Source organism: Pseudomonas sp. (assembly GCF_028293835.1).
Classification (GTDB): Bacteria; Pseudomonadota; Gammaproteobacteria; order Pseudomonadales; family Pseudomonadaceae; genus Aquipseudomonas.
Genome location: NZ_JAQGNX010000090.1, coordinates 39930 through 57917 on the forward strand (window position 1 = coordinate 39930; position 17988 = coordinate 57917).

Here is a 17988-nt window from a genome sequence, read left to right on the forward strand (position 1 = left end):
AAACTTAAATGATGGTCGTATATTTATAGGTACGCATACTGCATTTTTGCGTTAAGGAAGATAACAAAAGCTCATCTGTACCTGTAGGAGCCGACTTGCTCGCGATCGGCTGCGCAGCAGTCGTAATCCAATGAACGCATTCCTTCTGCTAGAACTCGGTTCGGCATTTGTGGGACCGCTTCGCGATCCATGGCTAGCAAGCCCGGTCCTACACGTTAATTATTTCAGCGAGTTATGCGTTGCTCAGTGGGAGATTGAGGTGTCAACAAAAGTTTTGCAGGTAGCGCACATGCTGCTGATGCGCGGTGGTTTGCAGTATCGGCTTCAAACGAATGACGCTACCGGGCAGGCATTGGGCCAGTCTGGCCAGGGACAGCGGTGTCAGGGCACCTAGCCGGGGATAGCCGCCGATGGTTTGCCGGTCGTTGAGCAGGACGATGGGTTGACCGTCCGGGGGGATTTGGATGGCGCCTAACGGAATGCCTTCGGAAATCATCGGCGCGCCCATATAACTCAGCTCCGGCCCCAACAAGCGAATACCCATGCGGTCGGCGCGGGCGTCCAGGGTCCAGTCGCAGTTGAACGCATCGAACAGGCTTAACCCGCTGAACTGACCTATTTGCGCACCCAGCACTACATCCAACGGAGTATCCAGGCTGAAATCGGGAATCTGCTGATCGGATAACCCATGGAGGACAAACGCCAATCCGGAATAACTCAGCGTGTCGCCCTGAGCCAAGGGTTTGCCCAGCCCATCAAGCCCGCCAAGTTCTTCACGGACCACGGTAGAGCGACTGCCCAACGCCGCTAGCGCATCAAAACCACCCGGCGCCGCAAGATAGGCACGCGCACCCAGGATTGGCTGGGTGAAGCGCAACCGCTGGCCTTTGCCCATGAAAAAACTGCGCCATGGCTCAAGCGGTCGGCTGTCGAGCATGGCGCCCAGGTCGGCACCGGCCAAGGCCAGACAGCAATCCTGCTCAGCGACCAAGGTCAACCCACCCAAGGTGACTTCAATGACCGCCGCGTCCAATGGATTACCCAGAAGCCTGTTAGCCCACGACATTGACACCCAATCCGCCGCCCCGCCCTGGGTGACGCCCAAGTGGCGCACGCCAAAACGTCCGGCATCTTGCAGCAGGCACAGGGGCGTACTGACTTCAACTAACAAGGCACTCATGTCAGTGCCTCCTGAGGTGTGTCGTCGCCACCCAGACGAACAAACTCAGCGCGGTCGATGGCTGCAAAGCTCACGCGGTCACCGGGCTGCATCAAGCTGTAACCCTCACGCTGGCGGTCGAACAGTTTGCTGGGGGTGCGACCGATCAAATTCCAGCCGCCCGGCGACGCCACAGGGTAAGCGGCGGTCTGGCGCTCGGCGATACCGACGCTTCCCGCTGCGACGCGTTTACGGGGAGTATTCAAACGCGGGGCGGCGATGATTTGCTCCACTAGCCCCATGAAGGCGAAACCCGGCGCGAAGCCCAGCGCGAAGACCTGATACTCACGCTGACTGTGGCAAGCGATGACTCGATCAATGCTCAATCCGCTGCGTTTCGCCAATAAGCTCAACTCGGGGCCAACCGTCGCGTCGTACCACACCGGCAACACGTGGCTTGTGCCGTTGGCGTGCGAATCGGGCGCAAGATCGATCATCGCTGCGTGTATCAATTCATGGGCCTGGTTGGGGCTCAGCTGCGTCAAATCGTAATGGACCATCAAGGTGGTGTAGGACGGCACCAGATCAATCAGACCGCAGGCAAAGTGATCGCGCAAACGGGCCGCGGCGGCCAGCATCCACGGCATATTGGCTTCGTCGATGGCATCGAACAGCCGCACCATCAGGCAGTCGATGGCCACCACTTCAATGCGCACTTTCATGGCGCTGGCTGCTCACCCAATGCATGCCGAATGCGCTGAACAGCAGCCACTGAACTGGCGTTGTCGCCATGCACGCACAAGGTATCGGTGGTTAACAGCAGGTCGCTGCCGTCAGAAGCCACCAGCGATTCGCCGCGTGCCAGGGTCAGTGCCTGGGCAATAATTGTTTCCGGATCATGATGAACCGCGCCGGGTAATTGCCGTGAAACCAGATGGCCCGCGCCATCGTAGGCGCGGTCGGCGAACGTTTCGAACCACAGTTGCACTCCGAACTCAGCGCCCAGTGCCTGCGCAGCGCTGTTATCTCGGGTGGACAGCAGCATCAGCGGAAGTTGCGGGTCATAGCGGGCGATGGCCTGGATTACGGTGCGCAGTTGTTCGGGTTTGGCCATCATGTCGTTGTACATCGCACCGTGGGGTTTGACGTAGCGCACACGGCTGCCCTGCGCCCGGCAAATGCCGTCCAGGGCACCAATCTGATAATGCAGCAGGTCTTCAAGCTCAGCTGCGCTGCACGCCATTGACCGTCGTCCGAAACCCACCAAATCCGGGTAGGCCGGGTGCGCGCCGATCATCACGTCATGGGCTAACGCCAGGCTCACGGTTTTACGCATGACACTGGGGTCACCGGCATGAAAGCCGCAGGCAATGTTGGCGCAGTCGATAAACGGCATGACCTCGGCATCCAGACCCATGGTCCAGGCGCCGTAGCTTTCACCTATGTCGCAATTCAATAACAGGCGGCCCAAAGGAAATCTCCTGCGTGCGTTGAAGTTTCAGGGGACTGCATCATGGGTGGATGCTTCCAGAAATCACATTCGGCCTTCGCCAACGTGTTGGCGAGGCGGACAATACGGTTTACCCAGGGTCCGGTGTCGCCTACCGATCCCGTTCCAACACCGGCGCTCTGCGGCGGCCGCCGAAGATGACCCAACCGATCAGCAGAAAGATGCTTTCCACCACCAGCGCCAGCAGCAAGGCGCAAACGATGCCCCAGGCAATGACTTCCGGGACTAACAACACTTGGTAGGTGTAGCCGTTAAGCGTTTCCTGACGAATGTCCGGGTTAGCGGCGGTCGCTACATGCCAGGCCCGGGCATACCATGGGCCCTGCATTGCCTGCCATTCCTGATCCAGCGCCCGGTTGCGCATCAACAGTTGGTTGAGGCTGTCCGCATCGCTGCGAAACACCGGGTCTTCGCTGGCACGGTAGTGAGCGACTAACGCTTGCAAGTCGCCGTTGAAAAACTGCTGAGCCGTGTTTTTATAGCCATTGAGGCCCTGTTGCGCCTCGATCAAATGCGCTTCGACACGCTTGCTGTAATCACTGATGAAGCCCGGGATCTGCACCCCAATCAACAAGCCCGCCGTAAACAGCACCAATCGCAGATAGCTTCGCAGCATAGGTCCTTCCCCTTCAGGCTTTGCCGTGGGCCACGCACTCGCCGCGACGCCATAAATTCCACTCGCCTGGCTCATATCGCGTCCAGGTTTCGTTCTCGGTCAGTGGTTCAGTAGCAATAACTGTGACCACGTCGTTCGCCGTAGTTTCAGCCTGAAAGTCGACAATCACATCGACGTCTTTTAACCGCGCCGGGCCGAAAGGCGCGCGGCGGGTAATGTGCGCCAGCTTGGTGGAACAAAAACAAAACAACCAATCACCGTCGCTGAGCAGGCAATTGAACACGCCTCTGTTGCGGTATTCAGCACAGGCTTCCACCAGTGCTGGCAGCAGCTGCTCGATTTCCATCGGTTCTGGAAACGCTTCACGGACCCGATTCAGCAAGTCGCAGAACGCCGCTTCGCTGTCGGTATCGCCCACTGGACGGTAAAAGGTCGCTCTGGGGTTGAAGTCCGCCAACTGGCCGTTGTGTGCAAAGCACCAATTGCGGCCCCACAACTCGCGGGCAAAAGGATGAGTGTTAGACAAGCAGACTTTGCCCACATTGGCCTGACGAATGTGGCCAATCACCACTTCGCTTTTGATCGGATAACGCTGCACCAATAACGCAACCTGTGATTCGCTGCTCGCGGCAGGGTCCTGAAACAGACGCAAGCCGCGGCCCTCATAAAAAGCGATGCCCCAGCCGTCTCGATGCGGCCCGGTGCGCCCACCGCGCTGCATCAGCCCGGTAAAGCTGAACACGATATCGGTCGGTACGTTGGCACTCATGCCCAAGAGTTCACACATGCTTATCTCGCTTCAAACCGTTCAGCACTGCGGGGAGCGCCTGAACAATCAGGCGCGGTGCCAACGAAGCGATGCCTACAGGCGCGGCTCAACCCGTACCCGGCTGCTGGCGCCAGGGGGTGGAGTAGGTTTGCGACCGTAACGATTGTCGTCAACGGCTGCATAAGGTTCGTCGTCGACCGGCTCGGCAGCGACGTGTTCGGCAGCGGTCGACGGCTGATTGGCCTTGCGACGCTTTTCGATGGGCCAGCGGATCAACACAAAAATCAGGTATAAGCCCGCCGCGATCATCGCGTACATGGCCAGATCCGACACTGCGCGCCAGACATTGGTGCCGACCTTGAAGGCCAGGTCCAATGCCGTGATCGCCACAGCGGGAGCGAATTGCTCTTTCACCGGGTCGATGATGGTAGGGCTGAACAACAGCACCGCAACCAGTACCCGCAGTGGTTCGCGCAGCCAGCGCCACATCCAGCCGGTGAGCTTGAATGCTACCCAAAGGCAGCCGATTGCAGCGAAAGCGTAAACGCCCCAAGCGATCAGGTAGTCGTTCTCGTTCATGACGTTCGTGGTAAGCCAGGCGAAGAGGCGCTTATGATAACGGCTTTTCGTTAGCCCGGCTTCCCCGACGTCAGTAATCGACTGTCATCGCAGGGTAAATTCCGGCCAAGCCCTGTCCTTTCAAGGTCGTTCCAGGGTCGATCGTTCTTATAGAGAGTTCCGTATGTCATCACCCGTCAATCACCCCATCGCACCGATCGCCCGCCAGGACGCTGGCTCTGACCCTTATGCCTGGCTACAAAACCGCGACACCCAGGAGGTGCTCGACTACCTCAGGGCCGAGAACGATTACCAGCAAGCGCATCTGGCGGATCAAGACGGACTGCGGGAAACGCTGTTTCAGGAGATCAAGGCCCGCATTCTTGAAACAGACCTGTCGCTGCCCTCGCCCTGGGGCCCTTTTCTTTATTACACCCGCACCACCGAGGGCGATGAATACGCCAGGCATTACCGCTGCCCACGGCCAGCTGATGATTCGCTGAAAATCGACGATTTGAACCAGGAGCTGCTGCTGGACCCCAACGTGCTGGCCGCCGGTGGCTTTTTCTCCCTGGGCACATTCAGCATCAGCCCGGATCAGCAACGCCTCGCTTACAGCCTTGATACCAGCGGCGAAGAGGTTTATCAGCTGTACGTCAAAGAGCTGACCACGGGCGCAGTGACTAGCTTGCCGTTCGAGGACTGCGACGGCAGCATGACCTGGGCCAACGATAGCCAGACGCTGTTCTTCGGCGAACTGGACGAGACCCATCGCCCGCACAAGTTGTACCGCCACCGGCTGGGTAACGACTCGGCAGACCTGGTGTTCAACGAGCCGGACGGGCGCTTTTTCCTGCATTGCTACCGCAGCAGTTCGGAACGGCAATTGGTGTTGTCGCTCAACAGCAAAACCACCAGCGAAGCCTGGGTACTGGACGCTGCGAAGCCCGACCAAGCCTTCATCTGCCTGGCACCAAGGGTCGAAGGTCATGACTACTCTCCAGACCATGGCAAAGTCGATGGCGTCTGGACGTGGCTGATCCGCAGCAACCAGGACGGCATTAACTTCGCACTGTATCAAGCCGCGGAAAAAATCAGCGGCGTGCCGTCCCGGGACGACTGGAAAAGCCTCATCGCCCACAGCGAAAGCGTCATGCTCGAAGGCATTAGCCTGAATGCCAAAGGCATGACCTTAAGCCTGCGCGAAGGCGGTTTGCCAATCATCGAAGTGCACCCCCAAGGCCAGCCCGCTTATCGGGTGCAATTGCCCGACGCGGCGTATAGCTTGCACGTTCAGGACTCGCTGGAATTCGACAGCGACAAGATCCGCCTGCGTTACCAGTCGCTGAATCGGCCGTCGCAAGTGCGCCAATTGACCTTGGCCAACGGCGAGCAGACGGTGCTCAAAGAAACTCCGGTGCTCGGCCCGTTCGACGCCGACGCCTACGTCAGTCAGCGTCTGTGGGCAACCGCAGCCGACGGTACGCAAGTGCCCATCAGCCTGGTGGTCAAACGCGAACTGCTCGGCAGCGCAACGCCGCTGTACCTCTACGGCTATGGCGCTTACGGCGAAAGCCTCGACCCCTGGTTTTCCCATGCGCGCTTGAGTTTGCTGAACCGCGGTGTCGCTTTCGCCATTGCTCACGTGCGTGGCGGCGGCGAACTGGGCGAAGCCTGGTACCGCGACGGCAAGCAGGAACACAAACAAAACACCTTCAGCGACTTTATTGCCTGCGCCGAACATCTGATCAGCAACGGCCTGACCCGTGCCGAGCAGTTGGTCATCAGTGGCGGCAGCGCGGGCGGCTTGCTGATCGGGGCCGTCCTTAATCAACGTCCTGAGCTGTTCAAGGCGGCCATTGCCGAAGTACCGTTTGTCGACGTGCTGAACACGATGCTTGATCCCGACCTGCCACTGACTGTTACTGAATACGACGAATGGGGTAACCCGCAGGAAGCGGAGGTCTACGAGCGCATCAAAGGGTATGCGCCGTACGAAAACGTGGTTGCTCAGTCGTATCCGGCAACCTTGGTGATCGCCGGCTATAACGACAGCCGAGTGCAGTATTGGGAAGCGGCCAAGTGGGTGGCAAAATTGCGCGCCACCAAAACTGACGACAACCTGCTGCTGTTGAAGACGGAACTGGGCGCCGGGCACGGCGGCATGAGCGGGCGCTATCAAGGCCTGCGCGATGTGGCACTTGAATACGCGTTCATTTTCAAAGTGCTGCAACTGAGTTGACGGAGCTCGTTCATTTCGAGCCTTACTAGAGGGTCTGGATAGCAGACTCTCTCTGACCCTCATCAAAAAACAAGACTGCCAAAGCCATGTCAGATACGAATTCCTTGAACAATGAAATCCGCGACTTGCTGATGGACAGTGGTTTGTTCAACGCCCTGCTGCCGGCCGACTTCACTGCCGTTGCCGGTTATTTCAGCATCACGACGGTGGAACAGGGCAAAGCGATTTTCCAGGAAGGAGATGCTGGCAGCTTCATGTGCATCATTAACTCGGGCACGGTGTCGGTGCGTAAGCTCAACAGCGACGAGCAACCGGTAGAGATCGCGACCTTACGCAAGGGTCGGGCGTTTGGTGAAATGGCGGTACTGGATGGCGAACGTCGCTCCGCCAGTTGCATCGCTGCCACCCATTGTCATTTGCTGAACCTGGGCAAAGACTCGCTGGACAAGATGCTGAATGACGCACCGAAGATCGCGGCGAAAATCATTCGCGCGATTGCCGTCGCGTTATCCCGACGGCTGCGCATGGTCGATGGGCAATTACTTTCGCAGCAAGTTTAATCGCTACGGGTTTTTCGGCGGGCTGCCCGGCTGGTCGTTTTGTAGGCCAGGCAGTGGCTGATCCTTGGGCGGGCCTGGTATGTCTATTTTCGGCAGCAGTGGCGGGTTGCCTTCGTTCCCCCCGGTACGCGGAATGCTTGGCGGTGATACTTGCGGGTAGGGCGTCGGCGTTGCAGTACCGGGCTCCCCTGTGCTGGGAACAATTTGCAGATTGTCTGCACGAACGGCAGTTACCGAGAGCGTCATCAAGACAATCGCCGTTAGAATAGAGCGCTTCATCAATGGCCTCCAATGCCAGGCGAATTTTAGTCCGGCTCAGGCTACTCCTTGCACGACAAAGTTGCCTTCTGAAAAATCACCCTTCAATGAGTTTTCCATGAAACGTTTCGTTCTCCTCGACACCACTCCGATTCCCGATAACGGCGGTGCCTTGTGCCTGTTCGAGTACGGCGAAGATTTTGTGATCAAAATTCAAGGTGGCGATGGTGGCCAGTTGATGAACACGCGGATGCATGGCTCCGAGGACGCACTGGCCGAGATCCCGTGCAAAAAAGTCACGCACCGTGTGCTTCCAAGGGTGTTGATCGGCGGTCTGGGCATGGGCTTCACCCTCGCCTCCGCGCTTAAACATTTGGGCAAGAATGCCGAGGTAGTGGTCGCCGAATTGGTGCCGGGTGTGGTGGAGTGGAATCGTGGGCCGTTGGGTGAGAAAGCTGGCAATCCCCTGCTCGACCCCCGGGCAAAGATCGTGATTGAAGACGTTGCGCAGGTACTCAAGAGCGAGCCCCACGGCTTCGACGCGATTATGCTCGACGTTGACAACGGCCCTGAAGGCCTGACGCAAAAGGCTAACAGCTGGTTGTATTCATCGGGTGGTTTGAACGCGTGTGCACATGCGCTACGCCCTAAAGGTATCCTCGCCGTGTGGTCGGCCAGTGCGGATTCAAAGTTCTCCGACAAGCTGCGCAAAGCCGGTTTCAAGGCCGAAGAAGTTCAAGTCTTTGCCCACGGCAACAAAGGCACCCGGCACACCATCTGGATTGCGGAAAAGCTCAAAGGCTAGAGCCATGCGTCCTGCTAAATCAATGCCACGCGCCTTCTCTGCTTTTCGCTACATCTTCCGGTTTGACCAGCGGGTCGTTTTGCCCGAAGCGACGCAGTACAAACGTGCTCACTGCGGCTAACTCGATATCGCTGTAAGCCCGAGCGAAGTCCGGCATGCGTTGGTCAGGCCCTGCTTTGGGAAGGTTGTGCCCGATCAGCAGCGTTGCAACCAGATTGGTGCCCGCTGGGTCGTTCACGGCTTTCAGCCCTGCAAGGGTCGCGAGTGGCGTTTGGTTTCCGGTTCCGTCCAACTGGTGGCAAGCAGAGCACGCGTCACCAAAAACCTTCTGGCCCAACGCATAACTGCTGTCCATGGATGCCGCATTGACGGCAATCGCTGGACGCGACACGCCCTCGGCTCTGGCGGTGGTGGTTTTCAAGTAGACCGCGATCGCTTTCAAATCTGCCGGATCAAGGAATTGCAAGCTGTGCTGGACCACATCCGCCATGGGTCCACCCGCACCGCCATAACCAGGCGCGTAGCCTTGCGCCATGTAGCTGATCAACGCCTCGTTTGGCCAGGCACCAATACCGTGTTTCACGTCAGAACTGATGTTATAGGCCTGCCAGTTGCCCAGCAGATTGCCCGCCAACGAATGGCTGCTGCTGACCGCCTGGAACAGGTTGCGCGGTGAGTGGCATTCGCCACAATGCCCCGGTCCCTGGACCAGATAAGCGCCGCGATTCCACTCCGCCGATTGCTTGGGATCTGGCGCAAAACGGTCGTTGGCATTGAACACCAGATTCCAGAAAAACATTCCCCAGCGCTGGTTGAACGGAAACGACAGGTCGTTTTCCTGGGGCTTTTGCTGAACAGGCGCGAGGCTGAACAAGTAAGCCTTGATTGCCAGAATGTCTTCGCGGGGCATCAGCGTGTAAGAGGTGTAAGGGAAAGCCGGGTAGTAGTGCTTGCCGTCTTTGCCGACACCCTTTTGTAAGGCGCTGACAAAATCGTCGTCGGTCCAATTACCAATCCCGGTTTCTTTGTCAGGGGTGATGTTTGGCGAGTACAGGGTGCCGAATGGCAGCTTGAAGCCCAGCCCGCCCGCAAAGGGTTTGCCGCCTGGCACGATGTGGCAGGCCACGCAATCGGCCGCGCGGGTCAGGTATTCACCTTTGCTGACTAACTCAGAGTCGGCAGCATTGGCCGACAATGCCAGCCCCGTCGCAATAAAGCCGAGGGCGTATTTAAATAGGTTCATGACAGCTCCTCAGACGGTGAAATAGCCGGCGCGGCTCAACGGCACGCGTCGAACACGTACCTGCGACGCGGCGTGCAATGCGTTCATCAACGCCGGTGCAGCCGGCACGACACCGGTTTCACCCACACCGCCCGGGCTTTCAAGACTGTGCATCAAATGCACCTGCACCGGCGGTGCGTCACTCATGCGAATCTGCCGATATTGGTTAAAATTGCTCTGCAGCACCTGCCCCTTGTCGATGAGGATTTCGTTGAACAAGGCTGCCGACAGACCAAACAACGTGCCGCCTTCCACTTGCGCCGAGACCGAAGTGGGATTGGTGATAAGGCCGCAATCAATCACCGACGTCAGGCGCTTGATACGAACCCCCTTTTCGCCGTGCATTTCCAGCTCCACGACAGTGGCAATGAAACTGCCAAACACCGCACTGACCGCCACTCCACGTCCCTGCCCGGCTGGCAGCGGCGTCTTCCAATCGGAGAGCTCAGCCACACGCTTGAGCACCGCCTGTGCACGCGGCTGTCCTTGCATTAACGCCATACGGTAATCGACTGGATCGGCCTTGGCGTTGTGCGCCAGTTCGTCGATAAAGCATTCCACGGCGTAGGTGCTTCGCAGGGGGCCGACACCCCGCCACCAGGAAACCGGAATGGTTTTCGGGTCTTCGCGGATGTAGCGCACTTGCAAGTGAGGCAGTTCGTACACCGGATCGATGGCGACTTCCACCGCGTCGCCGTCGACGCCACTGGCGGGCAGTTGCCCTATATAGGCGGCAACCACTGAGGCCCCGGCAATCCGGTGTTCCCAGCCAATCGGTCGTAAATTGGCGTCCAGCGCGGCGTTGAGCCGGTCGACGTAGTGCGGACGGTAACGGTCATGGGTCATGTCCTCTTCGCGGCTCCAGATCAATTTGATCGGGTAGCTCACTTGGCGAGCGATATCCACCGCCTGAAAGATGAAGTCCGACTCCAGTCGACGGCCAAACGCACCGCCGATCAACTGGTTGTGGATAACTATTTTTTCCAGCGGCATGCCACACACTTTCGCAGCACCAGCCTGGGCAAAACCCGGCGCCTGGCAACCGACCCACAGCTCACAGGCGTCGGCTCGCACATGGGCGACACAGGTCATGGGTTCCAACGGCGAATGGGATAGAAACGGTTGTTCGTAAACCGCTTCGAACTGATGCGCTGCAGTCTTGAACGTGGCTTCAATATCACCGGTGCGCTTGGCAACGGCGCCATCCCTGGAACTGGCATCAAGCAACAGTTTGTCCAACTGGGCCGAATCGAGCTTGGCGTTTTCGCCCATGTCCCATTCGATCACCAGCGCCTTAAGGCCCTGCTGACAAGCCCAGAAATTGCTGGCAATCACTGCAACCGCGTTGCTCAGGCGGATCACGTCTCGAACGCCCGATACTTTTCGCGCAGCGCTGTCGTCGACGCTGCGCAGGGTGCCGCCGAATACCGGACAGGTCAGGGTTGAAGCGATGGACATGTCCGGAATTTGCAGGTCAATGGTGAACAGCGCCTTGCCGTTGACCTTGTCGGGGGTGTCGATGCGTTGCGTAGCAGTGCCCAATAACTTGAAGTCGGCAACCGCCTTGAGCGGCACGTTCTGCGGCAACGGCAGCTCCGACGCAGCGTCGACCAAGTCGCCATACTCTGCGGTCTGGCCGTTCGGGCCGATAACCCGACCGTTCTCGGCGTGGCACAGGCTTGGCGCTACGTTCCAGCGAATGGCAGCAGCCTGCACCAGCAAAATACGCGCGCTGGCTCCGGCTCGGCGCAACGGATCCCACGTGTAGCGCGTGGACGACGAACCACCCGTGGCCTGAAACTGCAAAATCGTGTCGGTGTACAACGCAGCGTCGGGCGGCGCTTCCTTCAGGTCAATTTTGTCCAGACCGACCTCAAGCTCTTCCGCCACCATCATCGAGATGCCGGTATGAATGCCTTGACCCATTTCGATTTTTGGCGAAATAACCGTCACCCGGCCGTCGTGCCCCACACGTACGAAAGCGCCGTAGCCTTTGCCGGCATTGTCGCCCAAACGTGCAGCATCAGTGGCTTGACCGGCGGCACTGCGCGCCATTAATGGTGGCAACCAAGTACTGATAACAAGGCCGCCCAGGGATAACGCGCCACCTTTGAGCAAACCACGACGCGACACTGTCGATACAGGTCGATTTACATTAGACATGATCGATCCCTCAGGCTTGGCTGACGCTTTTGACGGCGGCGAGAATTCGCGTATAGGTGGCGCAACGGCAAAGATTGCCCGCCATGGCGGTAACAATCTGTTCGTCATTGGCGTGGGGATTGGTTTGCAACAAGGCCACTGCCGACATGATCTGCCCGGACTGACAATAACCGCACTGCACCACTTCGTGTTCCAGCCAGGCTTTCTGTACTTCCTGGCCGACGGGTATCAGCTCAACGCCCTCGATGGTGGTGACCGCGTGGCCGACGGCGGCGCTCACCGGCAACACACAGGAACGCACCGCCCGACCATCAAGGTGCACCGTGCAAACGCCACATTGGGCGATCCCGCAACCGTATTTGGTGCCGGTCATCCCCAGCACATCACGTAAAACCCACAGCAACGGCATTTGCTCGGGCACGTCCACTTCATGGGACTGCCCGTTGATCATAAGCGTTTGCATGGCGACCTCTACCGACTGCGTGAGCCAAGCCGACTCAATGCTCTAGATTGCCACAATCCCACGGACATATAAGATCAAAAATCCCTCCTTATGAGCCCGAACGAGCATTTGTTCACCCCCAGACGGCCTGATTACGAGAAAGAATATTTCTCATTCGCAGTGGCGATACTTTTGCCAGGCCCTGCGCACGGCCTATTACAAATCTGAAAGGCCGATCACGCCGCAAAGCGCTAGACTTGTTCCCATTACTGAACATGCACGCATGTGCACACTTGAACAGGTGACACCATGAGCACGGCAAACCCACCCTCCCACACCGCCAAACTGGACCGCATTCTGGCCGACAACCAGCGTGACCGTGAGATGGGTTACCGCGACAAGGCGCTGAAGATGTACCCCCACATCTGCGGCCGTTGTACCCGGGAATTCGCTGGCAAACGCTTGAGCGAATTGACCGTGCATCACCGCGATCACAACCACGACAACAACCCGCAGGATGGCTCTAACTGGGAGCTGTTGTGCCTGTTCTGCCATGACAACGAGCACTCCCGCTACACCGATCAGCAGTATTTTGCCGAAGGCTCGACCAGCAGTCCGAAAATAGCCAAGGCCACCCATAACCCGTTTGCGGCGTTGGCGGGCTTGATGAAAAAAGATGAGTAGATAGCGGTACGCTGCTCCCTCCCCGATCTGCCGTATAATCGCCGGCTTTCCTTCAAGAGCACCGGCACGTGGCAAATCAACGGTACAGCTGCATTGGTTTATACAACCCCAAGTCACCGGAGAACGTAGGCTCGGTGATGCGTGCAGCTGGCTGCTATGGCGTGGCGTCGGTGTTTTACACCGGGACCCGCTACGAGCGCGCCCGCGACTTCATCACCGACACCAAGAAGGTCCACCAGGACATTCCGCTGATCGGCATTGATGACCTGAAAAAAATCCTTCCTCTGGGCTGCGTTCCCGTGGCTGTGGAGTTGGTAGAAGGCGCGCGTTCGCTGCCTGAATACACCCACCCTGACCGCGCGATGTATATCTTCGGCCCGGAAGACGGCTCGCTGGATAAAAGCATCCGCGACTGGTGCGAGGACGTGGTCTACATTCCCACTAACGGCTGCATGAACCTGGCTGCGACGGTCGCCGTGGTGTTGTACGACCGCCTGGCAAAGGGCAACAACACTCGCTCAGGACCAAAATTCGGAACCCGACTAGCGACCAGTGACGGTATTTCCGATTGAACAGTTTTGTACTCGGGCAGTCAGCTTAAGTGAACTTATTCATCTGATCATGGAGAACGAACATGAGCGATATCCCAGTCGTTGAACGCATTGACACCACCCCTTTTCAGAGCCACCCGAAACAGAACGTCCATGGCATGGAGCGTGCCGGCTCCCTGGCGGGCGGCATTCTGATGGTGGGTAAAGGCCTGCGCCGTGGTGGCTTTTTCGGTTTGATTGAGCTGGCGATTGGCGGCGCAGTGTTGGCGCGGGGGATCACCGGGTACTGCGGTGCGAAAAACCTGATCGAGAAAAGCCGCGACCAAATGACCCAGGCACGTTCACGCATCGAACGCGCGGGCGCGGAGTTGGGTCAGCTGAAAACCAAAGCCGAAGCCGCCACCGAAACCGCGACGGTCACGGGTAATGACTCGGTGAAAAGCCCGGTTTCAGATATCTAGATTCGATCCTCTGTAGGAGCCAACTTGTTGGCGAGGGCGGCACTGCGGTATTCCAGATAGACCGCGCTCCCAACTGCATCGCCAACAAGACTGCGCACCGCAAAACCGTGGGCAAGGGTCAGCCAGCACGAAAGATCAGGTGCTCTTCCCAATCATCTTCCGACACGCTGTCTTCGCTGAGCATGCGCCCGGACTGAGAAATGCGAGCCTGATGGACCGCATCGCGATCGCCGCACACCAAATGGTGCCAAAGCGGCAGGTCTTTGCCTTCACTGACCAGGCGGTAACCGCAGGTCGGTGGCAGCCATTTGAACTGATCAGCCTGGCCAGGGGTTAGCTGAATACAATCGGGGACAGTGGCTCGGCGGTTGCTGTAATCGGTGCACTGGCAGGTTTTCAGGTCCAGCAACTTACAGGCGATGCGCGTGTAATAGACGCTGTTATCGTCTTCATCCTCAAGCTTTTGCAGGCAACACAGGCCACAGCCATCGCACAGCGACTCCCACTCGTCCTGATCGAGCTGTTCGAGGGTTTTGCGTTTCCAGAAGGGTTCGACTTTAGCGGCCATGGATTTGGGCAATCAGCGTTAGAGAGTGAAAAGGCCGCCAGTCTAGTGGCACTTGGGGTTTGGGCCAAGCGGTTGCGACTGTCGGTAATACGGTACTTGTTATATGAGCGGCGGCAACGTAACTTTGTGGGTCCATTTCGACGATGCCTGCCGGCCACGGCCCATCTCGTAGGCGCCAGCAGGGCCGGTTCCAGACTGCTGGATATTCCTTCGACCACTAGCCTGTCAGGATGTATATGAGCGTTAATTCCCGCGTCGCCGACTACCCGATTGACCCACAATTTACCGAGCGTTGGTCGCCCCGCGCGTTCACCGGCGAAGCCATCAGCCAAGAAACCCTGCTGAGCTTTTTTGAAGCCGCGCGCTGGGCACCTTCTGCTTACAACTCGCAACCGTGGCGCTTTCTGTATGCCCGCCGCGACACCCCGAACTGGGAACGTTTCCTTGGCCTGCTGAACGAATTCAACCGTGGCTGGGCACAGCACGCATCAGCGCTGGTGATCGTCATGTCAAAAACTACCTTTACCCCGCCAGGCGCTACGGAAGAAGGTCCGGCCTTATGGCATACCTTCGACACCGGTTCGGCATGGGGCCACCTGGCCCTGCAAGCCAGCCTGAGCGGATGGCACACACACGGCATGGCCGGATTCGACCAAGAGCTGACCCGCAAGGAGTTAAAGATTCCCGAAGGCTATGCGCTGCATGCAGCGGTAGCGATTGGCAAACTCGGCGACAAAACCACCCTCGCCGACTACCTGCAAGCCCGGGAAACTCCGAGCCCACGTCGCCCACTGTCCGAGCTGGCGGCCGAAGGCGATTTCAGCCTGTAATCAACGCGGGATCTGCTCCGCTTCAGAGCAGATCCCCCTGGCAAATGCTCAGTAACCGCGAGTGAAATCCACTTCGCCGCGTAGTGCCTCGCCCGCTTCGAACGCTTGCACGTTTTCGATAAACAACCGCACCATCGCCTCGGGCGAGGTCGGTGCCGAGCTGTGTCCGGTCAATAGCAAGCCCCACGCGGTCCAGAAGGGGTGGCGCTGGGGCAACGGTTCCTGACGGCAAACGTCGATGACCGCACCCGCCAAATGACCGTCCTTGAGCGCTTCTACCAGATCCGCATCCACCACTGCCACGCCACGTCCGACGTTGATGAACAGTGCACTCGACCTGAATTTGGCGAACAGTTTCGCGTCGTACACATCATGGGTTTCGGGGGTGTTAGGCAGCAGGTTAATCACGTAATCCACTTCGCCCACCAGACGCTCCAGATCAGCCAGACCGCCCACTTCAATGAAGGGCGCCTGAACACGCGGTGTGGAAGCGATGCCGTACACCTCGACGCCGAATGGCAGCAGAAACTGCGCCACGCTCAGGCCGATATCACCCGCGCCGACGATCAATGCCTTGCGCCCTGCCAGGCTGTGACTCAAGCGGCTGTCCCACTTACGTTCCACCTGGCTAACCAAGCGCGCCAGCACTTCGCGCTCATGACCGAGCATGTAGGTCAGCACGAATTCAGCCATCACTTGGCCGAAAATGCCGACAGCCCGAGTCAGCCGGTATTCCCTGGGAAGACCTTCAGCCAGTAAAGGCGTGATACCGGCCCAGGTCGATTGCAGCCATTGTGGCGTGTGGCCCTGGCGCAGCAAGGTCGCCAGCAGGTCTGGCGCACCCAGCCAGACTGGGCACTCGGCCGCCAGCCGAGACAATTCGGCGCCATCGCCGGTGCTCATCACTTCAATATCGGGTGCCCACTGGCCAAGCAATTGGGTGTAAAGCGGGTAATCGTGTTCAGCAATCAGAACGCGCATGGTTCAAAACCTTTAAAAACAAAACATGCACCCGTCGACAAGGGTTTGCCCCGTCGCTATGCGCACTCAATAAACGTCAGATGCGCGCGGTGGTCCGGCGCCCTGGTCCAGCGCCATCTACAGTGGGTCGTTGCGGCGCAGCAACTCTTCCGGCAAGTGCTCGATGTATTCGTCTTCTGCCGGGGGCATTTGCAGGTGATAACCCTGCTTGTCGAGGTTGGCGAGCACTTGATCGATGTCCTCGCGGGACAGCTTGCGCTCGGGGCTGAGCACCAGGTCGAAGGTGTGCATCGGCGGCCCGAAAGCCATCAGCAAATCTGCTGGCACTTTTTTCAGCGCATCGCTTTTGAGCACATACAGGTACATCTCGTTTTTACGCGGGCTTTTATAAATTGAGCAAATACGTTTCAAAGCTGTTCTCCAGCAGCGGCCAGGCAGTCAAGTAGCGCCTGGCCCATCAGTTCGCGGCGCCAGCCACGCAGCGACTCTGGTAATTGATAGGGGCCGTTGGGGTAGCCGCTTTTCAGCAGGGCTTCAAGGGTCTTTTTACGCAGCATCAGTTCAGGGGCCATGTCCAACTGCTCGGCGTGTTGCTGGCCAATTGTGCGCAAGGTCTTCAAGACGTTGGACGCTTCGATTGGCAGCGGCTCGGGCAATGCGGCAGGCCACTGTTCCGGCGGCAGGCTGGCAGCGGTCTTGATCAGCTCGATCAAAAATTCACCGTCCTGACGCACGGTTTTAGGGTGAATGTCTTCGATTTTCGCCAGCGCGGACAGGTTGTCCGGCTGGGTCCTGGCCAACGGCCAAAGTGAGTGTTCGCGGACTACGCGGTTACGCGGCAGGTTGCGGGCGCGGGCCTCACGCTCACGCCAGGCACACAACTCGCGCAGTACCGCCAACTGAGCGCGGGATAATTTCCACGCCAGCTTGGCATCACGGTACAGATCGTACGGGTCTGTTTCACGGCGCAGGTTAGCGACCAGTTCAGCACCGTCATCAAGCAACCAGGCGTGTTTGTCCGCGGACAACTTCGGCTGAAGAATCGCGTAAACCTCTGCCAGGTGTACGGCATCCTCAGCGGCATAACTGATTTGAGTTTCCGAGAGCGGACGCTGCAACCAATCGGAGCGCGTTTCGCCTTTGGGCAACTCGATGCCCAGTACTTCCTGGACCAGGCGCGAATAGCCCATGGAGAAACCGAGGTTCAGGTACGCAGCGGCCAGTTGTGTATCGAATAATGGCGCTGGCAGGCTGCCGGTCAAACGCAGCAGTACTTCAAGGTCTTCGCTGCACGCATGGACCACTTTGATGACGTCGGGGTTTTCCAGCAGCGCGGACAGGGGTGTCCAGTCATTGATCAGCAACGGATCGATCAGATAGGCACGAGCGCCGTCTCCAATCTGCAACAATGCGGCGATAGGATAAAAGGTGTCGACCCGCATGAACTCGGTATCGAGGGCGACGAACGGCAAAGCCTGCCACTCGACGCAATGTTGGGCAAGGCTGTCGTCGTCGCGAATCCAATGAATATCGATGGCCACACGGCTCT

General features: G+C 58.3%; 21 protein-coding genes. 7 read left to right on the forward strand and 14 right to left on the reverse strand.

What is annotated here, in order from left to right; all coding sequences use genetic code 11:
- Nucleotides 1-262 precede the first annotated feature (262 nt).
- The 6 genes from JWR17_RS12230 to JWR17_RS12255 all read right to left on the reverse strand — a co-directional run bounded on the left by JWR17_RS12230 (nucleotide 263) and on the right by JWR17_RS12255 (nucleotide 4633).
- Nucleotides 263-1180 (reverse strand): biotin-dependent carboxyltransferase family protein, encoded by a 918-nt coding sequence (locus JWR17_RS12230; RefSeq protein ID WP_299831755.1) that lies wholly within the window; start codon nucleotides 1178-1180, stop codon nucleotides 263-265.
- Entirely contained in the window at nucleotides 1177-1881 is a 705-nt protein-coding gene (gene pxpB / locus JWR17_RS12235) for a 5-oxoprolinase subunit PxpB (protein WP_299831758.1), read from the reverse strand. Before pxpB ends, JWR17_RS12230 begins: the two co-directional genes overlap by 4 nt.
- Nucleotides 1878-2630: a 5-oxoprolinase subunit PxpA gene (locus tag JWR17_RS12240; protein ID WP_299831761.1), complete on the reverse strand. Its 753-nt coding sequence runs from the start codon at nucleotides 2628-2630 to the stop codon at nucleotides 1878-1880. The genes pxpB and JWR17_RS12240 overlap by 4 nt, the downstream gene beginning before the upstream one ends.
- Nucleotides 2631-2760: 130 nt before the next feature.
- Entirely contained in the window at nucleotides 2761-3285 is a 525-nt protein-coding gene (locus JWR17_RS12245; RefSeq protein WP_299831764.1) for a DUF2937 family protein, read from the reverse strand.
- 13 nt (nucleotides 3286-3298) lie between these two features.
- Complete coding sequence (locus JWR17_RS12250; RefSeq protein WP_299831767.1) at nucleotides 3299-4072, reverse strand: class II glutamine amidotransferase; 774 nt, start codon at nucleotides 4070-4072, stop codon at nucleotides 3299-3301.
- A gap of 75 nt (nucleotides 4073-4147) precedes the next feature.
- The gene (locus JWR17_RS12255; RefSeq protein WP_299831770.1) at nucleotides 4148-4633 is read right to left on the reverse strand and encodes an MFS transporter; all 486 of its coding nucleotides are present in this window, start codon (nucleotides 4631-4633) and stop codon (nucleotides 4148-4150) included.
- 163 nt (nucleotides 4634-4796) lie between these two features.
- On the opposite strand from JWR17_RS12255, the gene JWR17_RS12260 reads away from it, so the two are divergent.
- Nucleotides 4797-6854: a S9 family peptidase gene (locus tag JWR17_RS12260; RefSeq protein ID WP_299831773.1), complete on the forward strand. Its 2058-nt coding sequence runs from the start codon at nucleotides 4797-4799 to the stop codon at nucleotides 6852-6854.
- A gap of 86 nt (nucleotides 6855-6940) precedes the next feature.
- Complete coding sequence (locus tag JWR17_RS12265; protein ID WP_299831776.1) at nucleotides 6941-7414, forward strand: cyclic nucleotide-binding domain-containing protein; 474 nt, start codon at nucleotides 6941-6943, stop codon at nucleotides 7412-7414.
- 3 nt (nucleotides 7415-7417) lie between these two features.
- Here the strand turns inward: JWR17_RS12265 and JWR17_RS12270 are convergent, their stop codons facing one another.
- The gene (locus JWR17_RS12270) at nucleotides 7418-7693 is read right to left on the reverse strand and encodes a hypothetical protein (protein WP_299831779.1); all 276 of its coding nucleotides are present in this window, start codon (nucleotides 7691-7693) and stop codon (nucleotides 7418-7420) included.
- A gap of 97 nt (nucleotides 7694-7790) precedes the next feature.
- Here JWR17_RS12270 and JWR17_RS12275 point away from each other — a divergent pair, with 97 nt between their 5' ends.
- Complete coding sequence (locus JWR17_RS12275) at nucleotides 7791-8477, forward strand: MnmC family methyltransferase (RefSeq protein WP_299831781.1); 687 nt, start codon at nucleotides 7791-7793, stop codon at nucleotides 8475-8477.
- 19 nt (nucleotides 8478-8496) lie between these two features.
- On the opposite strand, the gene JWR17_RS12280 is transcribed toward JWR17_RS12275, so the two are convergent.
- Genes JWR17_RS12280 through JWR17_RS12290 form a run of 3 tightly spaced genes read right to left on the reverse strand, consistent with a single transcriptional unit; the run spans nucleotide 8497 to nucleotide 12385 of the window.
- Nucleotides 8497-9720 carry a cytochrome c gene (locus tag JWR17_RS12280; protein WP_299831784.1) on the reverse strand — a complete coding sequence of 408 codons (1224 nt, stop codon included), beginning with the start codon at nucleotides 9718-9720 and terminating at the stop codon, nucleotides 8497-8499.
- 9 nt (nucleotides 9721-9729) lie between these two features.
- Complete coding sequence (locus tag JWR17_RS12285) at nucleotides 9730-11922, reverse strand: molybdopterin cofactor-binding domain-containing protein (RefSeq protein WP_299831787.1); 2193 nt, start codon at nucleotides 11920-11922, stop codon at nucleotides 9730-9732.
- Nucleotides 11923-11932: 10 nt separating this feature from the next.
- Nucleotides 11933-12385, reverse strand: a complete 453-nt coding sequence (locus tag JWR17_RS12290; RefSeq protein WP_299831790.1) for a (2Fe-2S)-binding protein — start codon at nucleotides 12383-12385, stop codon at nucleotides 11933-11935.
- A gap of 288 nt (nucleotides 12386-12673) precedes the next feature.
- On the opposite strand from JWR17_RS12290, the gene JWR17_RS12295 reads away from it, so the two are divergent.
- The 3 genes from JWR17_RS12295 (at nucleotide 12674) to JWR17_RS12305 (ending at nucleotide 14060) form a co-directional block, all read left to right on the forward strand.
- Nucleotides 12674-13048 (forward strand): YajD family HNH nuclease, encoded by a 375-nt coding sequence (locus JWR17_RS12295; RefSeq protein ID WP_299831793.1) that lies wholly within the window; start codon nucleotides 12674-12676, stop codon nucleotides 13046-13048.
- A 68-nt stretch (nucleotides 13049-13116) separates the two neighbouring features.
- Nucleotides 13117-13620 carry an RNA methyltransferase gene (locus tag JWR17_RS12300; RefSeq protein ID WP_299831796.1) on the forward strand — a complete coding sequence of 168 codons (504 nt, stop codon included), beginning with the start codon at nucleotides 13117-13119 and terminating at the stop codon, nucleotides 13618-13620.
- A gap of 62 nt (nucleotides 13621-13682) precedes the next feature.
- Nucleotides 13683-14060, forward strand: a complete 378-nt coding sequence (locus JWR17_RS12305; protein ID WP_299831799.1) for a DUF2892 domain-containing protein — start codon at nucleotides 13683-13685, stop codon at nucleotides 14058-14060.
- A 118-nt stretch (nucleotides 14061-14178) separates the two neighbouring features.
- Here JWR17_RS12305 and JWR17_RS12310 read toward each other — a convergent pair whose 3' ends face one another.
- Nucleotides 14179-14628, reverse strand: a complete 450-nt coding sequence (locus JWR17_RS12310; protein ID WP_299831801.1) for a YcgN family cysteine cluster protein — start codon at nucleotides 14626-14628, stop codon at nucleotides 14179-14181.
- Nucleotides 14629-14864: 236 nt separating this feature from the next.
- On the opposite strand from JWR17_RS12310, the gene JWR17_RS12315 reads away from it, so the two are divergent.
- Entirely contained in the window at nucleotides 14865-15458 is a 594-nt protein-coding gene (locus JWR17_RS12315; protein WP_299831805.1) for a nitroreductase family protein, read from the forward strand.
- A gap of 48 nt (nucleotides 15459-15506) precedes the next feature.
- On the opposite strand, the gene JWR17_RS12320 is transcribed toward JWR17_RS12315, so the two are convergent.
- The 3 genes from JWR17_RS12320 to rnd all read right to left on the reverse strand — a co-directional run bounded on the left by JWR17_RS12320 (nucleotide 15507) and on the right by rnd (nucleotide 17980).
- On the reverse strand, nucleotides 15507-16439 hold the full coding sequence (locus JWR17_RS12320) for a D-2-hydroxyacid dehydrogenase (protein ID WP_299831808.1): 933 nt from the start codon (nucleotides 16437-16439) through the stop codon (nucleotides 15507-15509).
- A gap of 117 nt (nucleotides 16440-16556) precedes the next feature.
- Entirely contained in the window at nucleotides 16557-16850 is a 294-nt protein-coding gene (locus JWR17_RS12325) for a YcgL domain-containing protein (protein WP_299831811.1), read from the reverse strand.
- Nucleotides 16847-17980: a ribonuclease D gene (rnd, locus tag JWR17_RS12330; RefSeq protein ID WP_299831813.1), complete on the reverse strand. Its 1134-nt coding sequence runs from the start codon at nucleotides 17978-17980 to the stop codon at nucleotides 16847-16849. The genes JWR17_RS12325 and rnd overlap by 4 nt, the downstream gene beginning before the upstream one ends.
- Nucleotides 17981-17988: the final 8 nt, after the last annotated feature.

What these genes read in the sequence shown, in the direction of transcription:
- JWR17_RS12310 (WP_299831801.1), bottom strand. Translation starts at nt 14,628, where the DNA reads ATGGCCGCTAAAGTCGAACCCTTCTGGAAACGCAAAACCCTCGAACAG.
- JWR17_RS12290 (WP_299831790.1), bottom strand. Translation starts at nt 12,385, where the DNA reads ATGCAAACGCTTATGATCAACGGGCAGTCCCATGAAGTGGACGTGCCC.
- JWR17_RS12320 (WP_299831808.1), bottom strand. Translation starts at nt 16,439, where the DNA reads ATGCGCGTTCTGATTGCTGAACACGATTACCCGCTTTACACCCAATTG.
- JWR17_RS12305 (WP_299831799.1), top strand. Translation starts at nt 13,683, where the DNA reads ATGAGCGATATCCCAGTCGTTGAACGCATTGACACCACCCCTTTTCAG.
- JWR17_RS12265 (WP_299831776.1), top strand. Translation starts at nt 6,941, where the DNA reads ATGTCAGATACGAATTCCTTGAACAATGAAATCCGCGACTTGCTGATG.
- JWR17_RS12250 (WP_299831767.1), bottom strand. Translation starts at nt 4,072, where the DNA reads ATGTGTGAACTCTTGGGCATGAGTGCCAACGTACCGACCGATATCGTG.
- JWR17_RS12275 (WP_299831781.1), top strand. Translation starts at nt 7,791, where the DNA reads ATGAAACGTTTCGTTCTCCTCGACACCACTCCGATTCCCGATAACGGC.
- JWR17_RS12295 (WP_299831793.1), top strand. Translation starts at nt 12,674, where the DNA reads ATGAGCACGGCAAACCCACCCTCCCACACCGCCAAACTGGACCGCATT.
- JWR17_RS12280 (WP_299831784.1), bottom strand. Translation starts at nt 9,720, where the DNA reads ATGAACCTATTTAAATACGCCCTCGGCTTTATTGCGACGGGGCTGGCA.
- JWR17_RS12255 (WP_299831770.1), bottom strand. Translation starts at nt 4,633, where the DNA reads ATGAACGAGAACGACTACCTGATCGCTTGGGGCGTTTACGCTTTCGCT.
- JWR17_RS12270 (WP_299831779.1), bottom strand. Translation starts at nt 7,693, where the DNA reads ATGAAGCGCTCTATTCTAACGGCGATTGTCTTGATGACGCTCTCGGTA.
- JWR17_RS12230 (WP_299831755.1), bottom strand. Translation starts at nt 1,180, where the DNA reads ATGAGTGCCTTGTTAGTTGAAGTCAGTACGCCCCTGTGCCTGCTGCAA.
- pxpB (WP_299831758.1), bottom strand. Translation starts at nt 1,881, where the DNA reads ATGAAAGTGCGCATTGAAGTGGTGGCCATCGACTGCCTGATGGTGCGG.
- JWR17_RS12285 (WP_299831787.1), bottom strand. Translation starts at nt 11,922, where the DNA reads ATGTCTAATGTAAATCGACCTGTATCGACAGTGTCGCGTCGTGGTTTG.
- JWR17_RS12315 (WP_299831805.1), top strand. Translation starts at nt 14,865, where the DNA reads ATGAGCGTTAATTCCCGCGTCGCCGACTACCCGATTGACCCACAATTT.
- JWR17_RS12260 (WP_299831773.1), top strand. Translation starts at nt 4,797, where the DNA reads ATGTCATCACCCGTCAATCACCCCATCGCACCGATCGCCCGCCAGGAC.
- JWR17_RS12245 (WP_299831764.1), bottom strand. Translation starts at nt 3,285, where the DNA reads ATGCTGCGAAGCTATCTGCGATTGGTGCTGTTTACGGCGGGCTTGTTG.